The 12,364-nt window shown below is 65.0% G+C and carries 16 protein-coding genes; 10 read left to right on the top strand and 6 right to left on the bottom strand.

From position 1 onward, the window contains the following. Positions 1 to 16: 16 nt before the first annotated feature. The 8 genes from HDA40_RS41380 to HDA40_RS09555 all read left to right on the top strand — a co-directional run bounded on the left by HDA40_RS41380 (position 17) and on the right by HDA40_RS09555 (position 5,417). Complete coding sequence (locus tag HDA40_RS41380) at positions 17 to 691, top strand: IS5 family transposase (RefSeq protein WP_275978764.1); 675 nt, start codon at positions 17 to 19, stop codon at positions 689 to 691. An 839-nt stretch (positions 692 to 1,530) separates the two neighbouring features. Further along, on the top strand, positions 1,531 to 1,974 hold the full coding sequence (locus HDA40_RS09525; protein ID WP_253754066.1) for a hypothetical protein: 444 nt from the start codon (positions 1,531 to 1,533) through the stop codon (positions 1,972 to 1,974). Positions 1,975 to 2,088: 114 nt separating this feature from the next. Further along, entirely contained in the window at positions 2,089 to 2,688 is a 600-nt protein-coding gene (locus tag HDA40_RS09530; protein WP_253754069.1) for a hypothetical protein, read from the top strand. Continuing rightward, positions 2,685 to 3,302, top strand: coding sequence for a hypothetical protein (locus HDA40_RS09535; RefSeq protein WP_253754071.1), 618 nt, complete (start codon positions 2,685 to 2,687; stop codon positions 3,300 to 3,302). The genes HDA40_RS09530 and HDA40_RS09535 overlap by 4 nt, the downstream gene beginning before the upstream one ends. Further along, positions 3,299 to 3,673, top strand: coding sequence for a DUF3846 domain-containing protein (locus HDA40_RS09540; RefSeq protein ID WP_253754073.1), 375 nt, complete (start codon positions 3,299 to 3,301; stop codon positions 3,671 to 3,673). Before HDA40_RS09535 ends, HDA40_RS09540 begins: the two co-directional genes overlap by 4 nt. A 70-nt stretch (positions 3,674 to 3,743) precedes the next feature. Beyond that, complete coding sequence (locus HDA40_RS09545) at positions 3,744 to 4,226, top strand: hypothetical protein (RefSeq protein ID WP_253754076.1); 483 nt, start codon at positions 3,744 to 3,746, stop codon at positions 4,224 to 4,226. A gap of 55 nt (positions 4,227 to 4,281) precedes the next feature. After that, a complete protein-coding gene (locus HDA40_RS09550) occupies positions 4,282 to 4,956 on the top strand; it encodes a GGDEF domain-containing protein (RefSeq protein ID WP_253754079.1) in 675 nt (224 codons plus the stop codon). 68 nt (positions 4,957 to 5,024) lie between these two features. Beyond that, positions 5,025 to 5,417, top strand: coding sequence for a hypothetical protein (locus HDA40_RS09555; protein ID WP_253754081.1), 393 nt, complete (start codon positions 5,025 to 5,027; stop codon positions 5,415 to 5,417). Positions 5,418 to 5,432: 15 nt separating this feature from the next. On the opposite strand, the gene HDA40_RS09560 is transcribed toward HDA40_RS09555, so the two are convergent. Then, positions 5,433 to 5,903, bottom strand: coding sequence for a hypothetical protein (locus HDA40_RS09560; RefSeq protein ID WP_253754083.1), 471 nt, complete (start codon positions 5,901 to 5,903; stop codon positions 5,433 to 5,435). A 487-nt stretch (positions 5,904 to 6,390) separates the two neighbouring features. Between HDA40_RS09560 and HDA40_RS09565 the strand changes: the two genes are divergently transcribed. Then, on the top strand, positions 6,391 to 6,606 hold the full coding sequence (locus HDA40_RS09565; protein ID WP_253754085.1) for a winged helix-turn-helix domain-containing protein: 216 nt from the start codon (positions 6,391 to 6,393) through the stop codon (positions 6,604 to 6,606). Here HDA40_RS09565 and HDA40_RS09570 read toward each other — a convergent pair. The 4 genes from HDA40_RS09570 to HDA40_RS09585 all read right to left on the bottom strand — a co-directional run bounded on the left by HDA40_RS09570 (position 6,598) and on the right by HDA40_RS09585 (position 9,879). Then, the gene (locus tag HDA40_RS09570; protein ID WP_253754087.1) at positions 6,598 to 7,179 is read right to left on the bottom strand and encodes a hypothetical protein; all 582 of its coding nucleotides are present in this window, start codon (positions 7,177 to 7,179) and stop codon (positions 6,598 to 6,600) included. The genes HDA40_RS09565 and HDA40_RS09570 overlap by 9 nt on opposite strands. A gap of 2 nt (positions 7,180 to 7,181) precedes the next feature. After that, complete coding sequence (locus HDA40_RS09575; protein WP_253754089.1) at positions 7,182 to 8,060, bottom strand: hypothetical protein; 879 nt, start codon at positions 8,058 to 8,060, stop codon at positions 7,182 to 7,184. A 446-nt stretch (positions 8,061 to 8,506) separates the two neighbouring features. Then, on the bottom strand, positions 8,507 to 9,520 hold the full coding sequence (locus HDA40_RS09580) for a tyrosine-type recombinase/integrase (protein WP_253754092.1): 1,014 nt from the start codon (positions 9,518 to 9,520) through the stop codon (positions 8,507 to 8,509). A 23-nt stretch (positions 9,521 to 9,543) separates the two neighbouring features. Then, positions 9,544 to 9,879 carry a hypothetical protein gene (locus HDA40_RS09585; RefSeq protein ID WP_253754094.1) on the bottom strand — a complete coding sequence of 112 codons (336 nt, stop codon included), beginning with the start codon at positions 9,877 to 9,879 and terminating at the stop codon, positions 9,544 to 9,546. A gap of 661 nt (positions 9,880 to 10,540) precedes the next feature. Here HDA40_RS09585 and HDA40_RS09590 point away from each other — a divergent pair. Continuing rightward, complete coding sequence (locus HDA40_RS09590) at positions 10,541 to 11,461, top strand: IS3 family transposase (RefSeq protein WP_253754097.1); 921 nt, start codon at positions 10,541 to 10,543, stop codon at positions 11,459 to 11,461. Between the two features lie 477 nt (positions 11,462 to 11,938). Here the strand turns inward: HDA40_RS09590 and HDA40_RS09595 are convergent, their stop codons facing one another. Then, the gene (locus HDA40_RS09595; protein WP_372502851.1) at positions 11,939 to 12,223 is read right to left on the bottom strand and encodes a helix-turn-helix domain-containing protein; all 285 of its coding nucleotides are present in this window, start codon (positions 12,221 to 12,223) and stop codon (positions 11,939 to 11,941) included. Between the last annotated feature and the right edge of the window lie 141 nt (positions 12,224 to 12,364).

A 12,364-nucleotide genomic window follows, 5' to 3' on the forward strand; every position in this document is an offset into this window, starting at 1 on the left:
CGCTCGTTGGACGGACATGGCCCGTGGAGACCTGAGCAACGCCGAGTGGGCTGTGCTGGAGCCGATGCTTCCGGCGCAGGCCGCTCGTGGTGGCCAGTGGCGTGACCACCGGCAGGTCGTCAATGCGATCTGCTGGATCATGCGCACCGGGTCGCCGTGGCGCGACCTGCCCGAACGCTACGGCCCGTGGAAGACCGCGTACCAGCGGTTCCGGCGCTGGGCCGCCGACGGCACGTGGGCCATGCTCAAGAAGCAGGTCATCGCCCTGGCCGAAGCAGACGGCGACATCGACTGGGACGCCCAGATCGACTCCACGATCGTGCGGGTGCACCAGCATGCCGCCGGTGCGCGAAAAGGGGGCTCGACCCCGACGAATCCAAGCACTGGCGCGGCCTGGCCACCCGCTTCGACAAACTGGCCAGCCACTACCGAGCCACACTCGACCTCGTCGAGACTCTGGACTGGCTACGCGCCGTGCCCGACGGACATGATCCGCGAGACAGAACCTAGGCCCAATGGCCATCAGATCTCTATACGTCGCTGCCACCACGGCAGGTCACATGGCGCAAACGGGTCGTTGACAGTCCGCGCTACCACACGCTCGTCGATAGGATCAACCGCAAGGCGCAGCTCTCGACGTGCCTTGCCCCGCAGGTACCAAATCGCTCGTTCCAACAGCGTCCTGACGTGATCCATAGGTGAGTCGCTATATCCGTAACGCCAGCCTTCGGCGTTGCGCGGACGTCGAGCTCGTTGGCTCCAGCGGTTGAAAGTTCGCGCGACATAGCCTGGCGGCAGCTGATGACGGCGCTCGAAGCAAGCGATCTGACGATTGGTGGAAGCCGAAAGGCCGCGAATGACCGGCGGGCGACGCGTAACCGCCGTCGAATGTCGGCTGACGTGGAGCGGCAGGTGTTTCCGAATCTCGCCCGGTGATCGGCGAGGCATGAGTACTTCCTGTTGGCCAGCGGCCTTCGTAGGCGCGCAAAGACTAGTGCCGACCATACTGCAGACCCGCGCCCGTTGACGCCACTCAGACGAGCTGCCCCATTACCGCCATTTCGGCTGTTTAATGCCTCGGGCCGGTAGCGCGCACGGCCAATCGTCAGTGCGGATCAGCATCGATCACGGAAAGTCGGCCAGAACCCCGATCTGACGAACATAATCAAGCAGTCGAGTGTGACCTCGCGATCATGCGAAACGTGTAGGACCCTCCACCGGCCGGCCCTCCCCCTTCCGTTGGCGCTGGTGGCCGTCGCCACCGGCCCCAGCGAGGCGAGAAGGTCGCGGTTCAGCTCGGCTGTCAGAGTCTGTTAGAGCACCTGGCCACGAGCGGAGTGATCCTGTTAGGTGGCGGCGCTACGGTCGCCCCATCTCATCTCTCTAAGCCTCGCGGCCAGCTCATCACCGGTTTGTTCGGTACAACGCCCACCTTCAGGTCGGCTGTCCTCCGTCTACGGAGCACCGGACTCTCCGCGCTTCACCAGCCCGCCGCGCAGGGCTTCCCATCTCCATCACAGGAGGACGTCCATGCTGAAACCTGCCTGGTATCTGGCGGATCTCGACTTCTACGGCGAGACGCGCGCCGTCCCGACGCCAGCTTTCCTGCCCGGTGGACTGCCAGAGTTGCTGTCCGGCGACGAGCAGCCGCTGACACCAGCACGGGTCATCCAGTCCCTGCGCATAGCTGTCGCCGCGGTCGAGCACGTCCACGACGCCACCGGGCACACCGTCCAACTCCTGCGCAAGCCAGAGGACACACGCCGGGTCCTGCTCGGCGTCAACCTGCTGGCGGCGCACCTCGCGCAGCTGCTGCCTGGCCTGGCCGACCACGTCGACCGCCAGCTCCCCGAGAACCATGGACGGCCGGCTGGTCCCGAGTTGCGTCAGGCCGCCGCGATGGCCGAGCAAGTCGCCGCTCACGCCAGCGAGGCTGAGTTGGCGCTGCGGGCTGTCGAGGAACGCCAGCGCTAGCCGACAGCTCTCCCCCACCATCTGCCCGCCCACCTGGTGGGCTTCGTCATTTCCGCCAAAGGGGGCGCACCGACTCGGTGCGCCCCCTTTCGTCGTTTCCGAAGGAGTCATCTGATGACGATCCTTGTGATCTCGCATGCGCACGCGCGTTGGGATCCGCTCGCTCTGGCCACGTGGCCAACCAGGATCCGGCAAGCTGTATCCAACAGCCTCAGCAAACAGCGCGGCCATCGGCCGGCAGCCGAGACGCTTGCGCTCGTTGGTCTCATCGGCGAGTTCGGCGTCCGGACGCTGCCGTGCCCGCCGCACGTGCTGGCTCACGATCTGGTCACTCTCGCCGACACCGTCCCCCTGGGGTTGCTCGAGGACGTTGATGCTGCCCGTGTCGTCGCGGCAGCCGCTCGGGTCATGGGCGCCGATACCCTGGCGCACCCGGACGGGCTTGAACTGGTCGCCGCCCGTGCGCACTTCGCGATCATCGCCGACACGATCGGCCTTCTCCCAAACTGGTTCGCCGATATACGCGTCGTACAACGCCTGCGTTCACGGTTCGCCGACGCCGTGGTTCGTGGACTTCGACGGGCGGCGCTCAGCACCTACGCCGCCGAACTGGATGCACTCGGCAAACCACTCGCAGCGTCGGCGGGCGTTCGCGACCTCGCTGTCGCCCGAGCGGCCGAGGAAGCCGGATGGTGGCGGAGGGCCGGGCGATGATCCAAGCCCTGTGTGGTGCGTGCGCCGGCCAACTCGTCTCGGACCTGGGCCTGGTTCGCGGCTACGGTTTGCCCCAGTGGCGGCATCTAGACGAGACATCCTGCCCCGGGGATCCGGTTGTCGATCTTCAGGCCAGCACGATGGAGCCGAATGAGGATCTACTGCCTGACGAGGTCGCGTCGTTCACCGTCGACTTCGAGCGCGACTTCGGCACCGTCATGACGTCAGCGGCAGTGGCAGCGCAGCTGAGCAGATGGCTTGCCCATGCGACCACGGATGCGTGGGCGCCTCGTATTGATCCGGTGCAGGTTCTTCCCCTGCTCGGGGCGATGCTGCCGCATCTATCGGACCTTGCCATGAACCTCAGCCGACACCTGGCCCGGGAAGACCGCGAACGGCGGCGTACCCAGCTCGCTGGCAACGCCGAAGGGGCACGGCGCGACTCACGGTTGACCGTTGGCGCGCGCCAGGACCTCATCGCGGTCGCCGAGTTGCTCACCGACGCGGCCATCCGAGCCAGTAACGCCTTCACCTTGGCGGCCATCGGCAGCCCTGACCGTCCGTCTCCCTGGGGCACTGACGACGGCATGGCTCCGCGGAGGGAGGACTCATGACCCACACCGAGTTCCGTCTCCTCGTCGTCCACCCAACCGGGCGGGCCGCCTTGCATGTGTACCGCGAGCTTCGCAAGGAAGACATCGGAGCCGTTCTCAACGCCGCAGTCGCCGGGCCGCTGGAGCTGCTCGCCGACGACGGGGCGATCACGACCTGGTGCAACGAGGAGGGAGCACGCCGTGGCCAGGCACCGAACCGGCCCGGGTCGGCGCTCGCTCAGCGCTACGGAGCGTCCGGCGACGTCCGTGCTGGCCTGATCGCGTTCAGCGGGAGCGACGGCAACGAGACGGTCAACCTGACCGACAGGCAGATCGACCTGCTGCTGGACCGGCTCGCAGCTATCAACGCTTGCCACGACAGCCAACAGTAGCGGCTCAGCTCAGGCATTCCAGGCCCGCAGCCTTCATCGGCTGCGGGCCGCTTCTGTTGAAAGGAGTCCCATGTCCACCATCGACACCCTCGCAACCTGGCCCGCAGCGCTGCGCGCACCGGCGCTGGGCCGCCGAATCTGGGCGCGGACGGTTCGCCGTCTCGCGACCCGGCTGTTCGGCCTGTCCTGGCAGCTGCACCTGATCGCCGCAGCCGATGTCGCCCTGCCCACCGGCAACCGCCGCGAGGCTCTCGACCTCCTCACCGCAGCCGGATTCACGATCGAACTCGTCGTCAAAGGCCGGACCCGTCTCGTCCTCACGCCGGCCGCTGCCAGGGCGCGGCGGCTCGGACGCCACGACAACGGCTGGTCCTGGCGAATCATGTTCGACACCCACGTCGCCGTCGATCCCGCCGACCACGTCGACGCGCGCATCCCGATGGACACCATCCGGTCGGACGTCATCTCAGTACTCGGTCCACCAGTCGTGTACGAGCTGGCCAGCGAAGCCGTGATCGACATGGGCAGCACTGCGAGTGCCCCAAAAGGGTGAGGGCAGACGCGGCAACGTCTGCCCTCGAGACCGCCGGAGCGATCGGAGGACTTCAGTGAATCCCTTCCTTGCCATAAGTGCAAGCGGAACTATCGCCGGGCTCATCGCGGCGCTCGCCGTCGCTCTGCACAATCTTCGCCGCCTGCGGGGCGCGCTCGTCGAACTGACCTGGCGAGCCGACCACGACCAGCTCACCCGGCTACCGAACCGGCACGTCCTGCATGCCACGCTCGGCCTGTGGCTGCAACGGCGACGCCCGGTCGCAGTCGCCATGCTTGACCTCGACGACTTCAAACAGATCAATGACGACTACGGGTACGCCGCTGGCGACACCGTCTTGGTCTTCGCCGCCGACCGCGTCGCACGCGCTGCCAGCTACACCGGCGGCGTGGCCGCCCGGCTAGGCGGCGACGAGTTCGTGATCACCTGGTCCGATGTCGACCACGACACTGCCGCTCGGCATGCGGCCGCCGTGCTGGAGACCGTCACACGTGATCCTGTCCTCGTCCGCCACAGGGAGCTCCCGCTACCAGCATCGGTCGGTCTCGTCGTGAGCAACGGGCTCGACGACTACAGCGTCTCGCGCCTCCTCGCGCAAGCCGATGAAGCCCGAAGCCACGCCAAGGCGACAGGCAAGAACCGCCTCGTCGTCTGGCACGGCCAACTACCGGCCGCCGAAGGCCGCATCCGCGGAGGACGCCCCAACATCCGACTCCGCGACACCAACTAAGCCAGCAAGCCAAATGCGCCCAGGACCGTGAGCGGTCCTGGGCGCACCCGTTCGAGAAGAGAGTTCACATGTGGCTGCGTTACGACCTCGCCGACCTTCGCCGTTTCGTCCTGGAAGAGATCGCCGAGTGGGATCCTTCTGACAGCTCCGAGTTCATGGCCGACCTCGACATCATGTTCCACGACCTCCTGCACAACGGGCTTATCCAGATCGACCACCCGTACGTTCGGGACGTCCAGTTCGGTGAGCACGGCGACAACAACGAACGGCTCGAAATCGTCCTGGAACTCGCGAACGAGATCGGCATAGTCAGCACCGCCACACTGCCACTCGACGAGGAAGTAGTTGGGGGGCACACAGGACTCGACGCCCTCATCCACGCCCTCGCGTACATAAGCCACGCAGGCTCAGACCTGCTCCAGCGGCTCGACGCTCTGATCAACTCAGCGCGGTCGACCTGACCTTCCCAGCCAGGGTCACCGCACCCGGGCCGTCACGACTTCAGTCGCGGCTGTCCGGGTGCGGGCGGTCTTCCTCGGCGTACGGACCGGCACAGCGTCCGCCCATGCCAATCGGAACGCATCCGTGAAGGCAGCGAACATCCCGCCGCCCCTGATCCGTTGTAGCCGGAGCACCGGCGACGCGGCAGAATCTGCCTGGTCGTAGAGGACCAGCATCACGCCGCCGAAGATCACCACTCGCGGTCCCGTGAACGGGCCTTCCGGGCGACGTATCGCCACCCTTCGCGGTGTTGGCATCTGATGCTCGACCGCCAGAAGCAGACGAACATCGACCTTCGCGCTCGCCCGTTCCCGCAGCAACGACATCATCCCGCCGAGAACATCGACAATGTGTGGATCGTCAGTGCTGACCCAGATCCGGTCTTCAGCTTCGGCGGCGAATCGCCGCCAGTCTGCTGTCGCTACAGCCGACAAACCCGAATACACGCTAGCTACTTCATTCTGGGCTGGCACTGCGACCATCCCGGGCCAGAGCCAAGTGGGATCCTGCCCGAGCGACGCAGCTGCAGCCGAGCCAGCCCGGCGACGAGGAGTACGCCCCTCGTAGAACCACCGTTGGGCCGTCTTCATGTTGACGTTAGCGAGGTGAGCAAGATCTGAGAAGCTAAGCCCCGCCTCTCTCATCGCCGTGCCGAGCCGTTCATTACGCATATCCACCGTCCTCCGGGCCGCGGAACTCGATCTTTGACGTTGCGGCCCCGCCCAGCAGGACGGAACCGCAACGCAAACCGCGCCCGGGTTGCGGACCAGACGGCGGCAGATCGGAAGTTAGGGCATGTACATGTCCTAAGCAAGCACAACTTTTGCCGCTACTCGCACTACGCGCTTGCACCGTCGGCTGGCCTCGTGATGCACTTCGAGACGCGGACCAGAAGGCAGGGCTTGGGTGGCACCTCTCTCGAAGACTCAGCAGATGATCAACGACCTGACTGGCCAGATCACATCTGGGCAGCTCAAGCCGGGAGACCAGCTTCCGACCAACAACCAGCTAAGGAAGCAGTACGGCGTCTCGATCACCGTTGTCCGAGCCGCTCTCCAGTGGCTCAAAGCGCGCGGGCTCATCGAAGGCGTACATGGCGTCGGCGTATTTGTCACCAACATCCCAGAAGAACCGCCGAGTTCAGGCTAATTCGTCGATTGTCGATGAGCCGGCGTCTGCTGGCCAGTCGCCGCGCGTCGGAGCCCCAAGCTGCCCCGTGGCGTAGGCGCGCAGGTAGCGGCGGTGAAGAAGCTGAACGAAGTCGGCGATTCCTTCGAGCCGCCGGAGATCATCGCTGGTTACAACGATCATCTTGATACCCCGAGGCGCAGCGCCAATCCCCAACGCCTGCGAGTGTCGGCCATTAATGAGATCGCCCGTGACACCATTGGCTGCCACAAGAATGCCAAGTTCAACTGACCGACTAGCAAGAATATTGAAGAAGTATCCCACCGTCTGGCTGTCAGCAGGCTGGTCCCAGTTCTTGCACTCCACGAGGAAAATTGGTGGCAGGAGCCCAAGCCCCTCGGGTACCCGAAGATTGCCCACCGCGATGTCGATCTGTTCGGTATCGAACACACTGGTAAGATCTCGTTCTACTAGGCAGCCCGGCACCTGGCCAAACAGGTAGCACACAAGATCCTCATAGGCTCTACCTTTTGCCTGGCTGTGCGGTGCTTTCTCGGCGGCCTTCAGATGCTCCGCAACGACTTGGGGCTTCACGCTTACGCTCCATGGACAGCGCGGTTGCGGGCGTCGCGCAAGATTGACTCAAGCCTTCCGGCGCGCACCACTTCCTGGAGCTGTGTAAGTGTCAGCAGCACGATTCCGCGTTGCGTCACGGTGGTCGCGTCATGTACGGGCCGGTCGGTAACCAGCAGACCGAGATCGGCGCGGGTCCTCACTACGTGCGATGACAGTTGGCTCACAGCGTGTTCCAGTTGCTGCTCCGGTCTCACCGTCTTGACCTCGACCACCACAACGATGGCTTTTGCGGGATCACCGATCGAGAATGCGAGATCAACTCCGTCGTCGATTCCGAGTCGACGACGCGGTTCGCCTCGGGCCAGCATCGACGCGGATCCTCGCAGTAGATCGGCCACCTGCCATTCGAGCCGAGACCCAGTTTGCTCTGGAGGAGGTGCAGTTTCGAGTTCCGCTGTCCTAGCGTGCCTCTTTAGGTCGAACCAGTGCTCAGCCAGGCGCGGCCGAGGTTGTCGATACTCCGCTGCACGAACGAACATCCCCACGTGCAATCGAAGAGTATCGATATCCGATAGCCCGGCGCGCACGTACTGCTGACCAGACAGAGCCGGCGGAAGCTCGTGGCCCCGAGGAACTATCGTCAGGAGCGGAATGTCGGTGCCAAGGCAGATGCCGGCCTCAACCATCAGAGCAGACCAGCCCGAGGCCTCGTTACCACCGGGCGGCAGAATTGCGATGGCGACGCCGAGGTCCGACGGCATGCCCTTCGCCAAGTAGGCACCCGCACCAAGCATGCCGCTTATCACCACGCCGACGTTCTGCGAGGCCAAGATCTCTACGAGCGGCACCAATTCGGGGTCGTCGACATCTCGAAACGTCGTGACAATTAGCGCTCGCATATAGACAGCTTAGGAGGACGCCTCCACGAGTATCGACGGGACATGCAAGTTTGTAAACGCATCTACCCAGCCAGTCGATGGAGCCCTTCATCAAAATGCTGAGGACACAGGAATCTCGGACGAATCAGACGATTAGCTTGCATAGAGGTGTCCCCAACACGCAACTAACTGAAGCGCCATCCATAACACGAGAAGTAGCTTCGCGGCTCCTACCCGAGGGGTTCGTGCACATTCGCAATGTCCGCCCCGACGTTCCGACGACAGACCAGGCCCAGCAGATACGCCAGCGTGACGGACACTGACGGCTTCTGGTCACCGGACGCCGCCAACGTGGACTGATGCCAACTCCTTCCGAGATGATCATCGCATTCGGCGCACGACGCCGGCCGCCCACATGAGACGATAATCATCGATATTGCAGGTGAGCGCGCGTCGCAGGCACTGGTTTAGATCGATGCGGCGGGGTGAGCCTCATTAGTCAGTGCAGCAAGAGCACCGGCTACCTCCTGAACATCGGCTCTCACGTAGGTAGTGGTCGACCCAGCCTCTCCGCGAGCATCGGTGTGACCTGCGAAGGCCCGAGCGACGGCATATCCGAAGTTCCGCTCAACCCAAGTCAGCACGGTGTGGCGGAGCCAGTGCGCGCTGATTCCCTGCGTGGCGACCCACGGTAAGTGCCGCCCGATCCGCACCCAGAGTCCGTCGTACCGGCGGTAGGTGATCGGGCGTCCGTTGCGATACCGCAGGAGTTGGCCGTCGTGGGGCGCTCCGCGGCGGAGCACGTGCTCTTGGAGATGCGCCATCAAGGTGGGCGACACCGGCTGCCAGCGCTCGGTTCCGCCCTTCTCTCGCAGCCGAATCAAGCACTGCTGTTCGTCGAGGTCCATGGGGCGCAGCTTCAGGGCCCCGCCCCGGCGGCAGGCGGTCTCCAGGTGGATGCGGAGGAGCAGCGAGTCCAGCTCCGGGTCGTCTCCGGTGGTCGCGGCCACGGTGCTGATCTCAGCAAGCCGTGCATCCGGCAACGCCCGCCTCGTGCTGGGCAGCCGACGTGGTTTGGCGACCTTAATCGCCGGGTTGTCCGCCTCGCGGATCAACCCGTTGGCGACGGCACGCCGGTAGAGACAGCGCAGTGCGGCGATGTAGTTTTCCACCGCTCCGCGGCCGTCTCGCCCGTTACGCCGAACGGTACGGCTGCTACGAATGCGTTCGCCGAACTGCTGAATTTCGAGCGGTGTCGGCTCGTCGATCGCCCGACTACCCCACGCATCGACGACTCGATTCCAATAGCTCCCGTACGCTTTCAACGTCCCAGCCGACACGGTCGCAGCGACCTGCGGAACGAACTCGGCGAACGTCGGCACCGCCGTACCGGCGCCAGCGTCGCCGGCCGCGAGATCGCTGGGGCTCACGCCGAGATGCCGCAGCAGCACCAACGCCGCCTCGATCTCTGCCCGTCCCACGTGGCCTGCGCTAGTAACGGTCATCAGAGATCACCCGACTCAGCTTCGGCAAGCGAACCGACGAGGGATTCAAGGAACCCGACCGGAAACAGGACCAGCCGATCGTTGCTGCTATCGGCGGCAAGAAGGACCTGCGTGCCCTCATGTTCGAGACCGAGTCGACGGCGGAGGCCACAGGACAGGAAGAGATGACTGGCAGCGTTGACGGCATGCGGACCGTCAAGTAGCGGCGAGAAGATGGCTGCACCCTGGGTGACACGCAGTCCCAACTGGGTGCCCGGCACCCAGCCGAGGAGCGTCTTGATGGCGCGGAAGGCGATCCGGCCGCGGCGGTCGAGCCTATTCAGGCCGTAGACCACCGAGCTGTCGGTAGAAGCGGTCAGCGCCGGGAGAGTAAGACTCGACGCAGCCACGGCGGTCCGGGCCGAGAGGAGTGGGGGCAACGTCAGGCCCCGAATGACCCGGCTAGTCATGACGACCACCGGCCAGGGTGCTGGATGCGACGTCCAGGTGTTCGAAGGGCATCGAACACGGGACACGGAAATGGTGCATTGGTGCGACAAATTTGTGTCCGAGGGGGGACTTGAACCCCCACGGCCGTGATGCACGCCCCCATGGACGTGTTCATGTGGTGCAATCTATGGGCTGACCTGCAACGACATCAAGTCACTGTCCATAGCAGACAAGGAGCGCCCGGCGGTGGTTCGTCTCCTACTTGAACACCACTCTCTGCTGCGTGAGTCTGACCCCGCGGCTCGGTTCGCCGGCCAGCCGATCACGCGAGCTTGCGGCAGAGCTGCGGTGGGTCGACTGTCCAGTGGGGCGTTCAAGGCCGTCGCACGGGCGTGGCGTGCTTCGAGGAGTTCCCATCCGGCGGCGAGCAGGATCGGCTCGACGCCGCTAGCGCCTGCCGCATGAAGGAGGTCTGCTCCCGCTATGGGCTGTAGGGGCTCTTTACTTCCGTTACGGCGTTGACCAGCGGCAACGTGTGGTAGGTCGGTTGAGGAATGATGGTCTACTGTGTCGCCTCGCCTGCTGTATCTGATCTTCTGCCGGGTGCTCGGTTGGCTCGTGCTGCTCACGCGAACGACTGCCGCGAAGGACGCCGAGATCCTCGTTCTGCGCCACGAGGTAGCGATCCTGCGGCGGCGGCATCCGAGGCCGCGCTTGTCCTGGTCCGATCGTGCCGTCCTCGCGGCGTTGATCCGGCTGCTACCCAGGCAGTTGCAGGCCTGGCGGCTGGTGACCCCGGCGACCGTGCTCGCCTGGCATCGACGACTGGTCGCCAGGAAGTGGACCTACCCCAACCGCGGTGGCCGGCCCCGCCTGAGCGGTGAACTCGCCGACCTGATCGCACGACTCGCGGACGAGAACTCGACCTGGGGCTACGTCCGGATCCAGGGCGAGTTGCGCAAGCACGGGCACCATGTCAGCCGGGCCGCCATCCAGCGACTACTGCGCGGACGGCGCATCCCGCCCGCGCCACAGCGTGCGCAGGCCACGTGGCGGCAGTTCCTGCGTACCCAGGCGGAGACGGTGCTGGCCTGCGACTTCCTGCATGTCGACTGCGCGGTGACGCTCAAGCGGGTGTACGTGTTCTTCGTGATCGAGGTGGCGAGCCGCTATGTCCACGTGCTGGGTGTCACGACGAACCCCGACGGAGCCTGGACCGCGCAGGCTGCCCGCAACCTCCTGATGGACCTCGGCGACCACGCGGACAGGTTCGGGTTCCTTGTTCGCGACCGCGGCGGCCAATTCACCAACATGTTCGACGCGGTCTTCACCGCCGCCGGCATCGAAGTGATCAAGACCCCGCCGCGCTGTCCACGGGCCAACGCCTACGCCGAACGATGGGTCAGGACACTACGCAGCGAGCTCACCGACCGGATGCTCATCTTCGGCCAACGACACCTGCGCCATGTCCTGGCCGAGTACGTGTGACGCACTACAACCACAGTCGGCCGCACCGGGCCCTGGATCTGTCACCGCCACGCCCACCGGCCACCGTCATCGATCTTGATAAGCGGCGGCGGATACGCCGAAGACCGATCCTCGGTGGGCTGATCAACGAGTACGAACGAGCCGCATAGATCATCAAGAAGCCGCAGGTCACCACAGGTACGAGGTTATGAGCCCCTACAGGGCCTCGATGAGGCCCACCCATAGAGCCATTGGGCTCAGTCCATGTCAACGGTGACACCAGTTCGGGCCTACATCCCGGGCACGCCGATGCGCGGTCCTCTATGCGCTGCGATGTTGGCTCAGGTGATCGACCTCGGCCTCGGTCTGCGGGCCGAGTGCCCTTTGACGGCTTTTGCGTGAAGGTTGCCGCCGTGACCGGGGACGTCAAGGGACACTTTTGCCGACGCCGCAGTGGTACAGCGGCGTCGGTGCGCGGCGAGCTGCCGGTGGGCGCGGTCAGCTGGGGTTTTGGGGCTGGTTGAGGCGTAGGGCTTCCTGAAGTTGGTCTTCGAGGATGATGATGCGGCAGGCGGCGTCGAGGGCGGTGCCCTGATCGACGAGTTCGCGGGCGCGGGCTGCGAGGCGCAACTGGTAGCGGGAGTAGCGGCGGTGGCCGCCCTCGGAGCGTTGCGGGGTGATGAGTTCCGCCTCGTCGAGGCTGCGCAGGAAGCCGGGCGTGGTGCCGAGCATTTCGGCGGCGCGGCCCATGGTGTAGGCCGGGTAGTCGTCGTCGTCGAACATTTCCTGAGTGGTCTGACTCATTCTCACCTTCATGACGAGGGCCCCGGCGCGCAAGCGCCGGGGCCCGGGGTTACGGGTAGAACACCATCACCAGCGACATGACGCCGGTTTGTCGTTCCGCGCGGGCTGCCATGAACGGCG

Origin of the sequence: Hamadaea flava, assembly GCF_024172085.1 — a bacterium.
GTDB classification, from domain to species: domain Bacteria; phylum Actinomycetota; class Actinomycetes; order Mycobacteriales; family Micromonosporaceae; genus Hamadaea; species Hamadaea flava.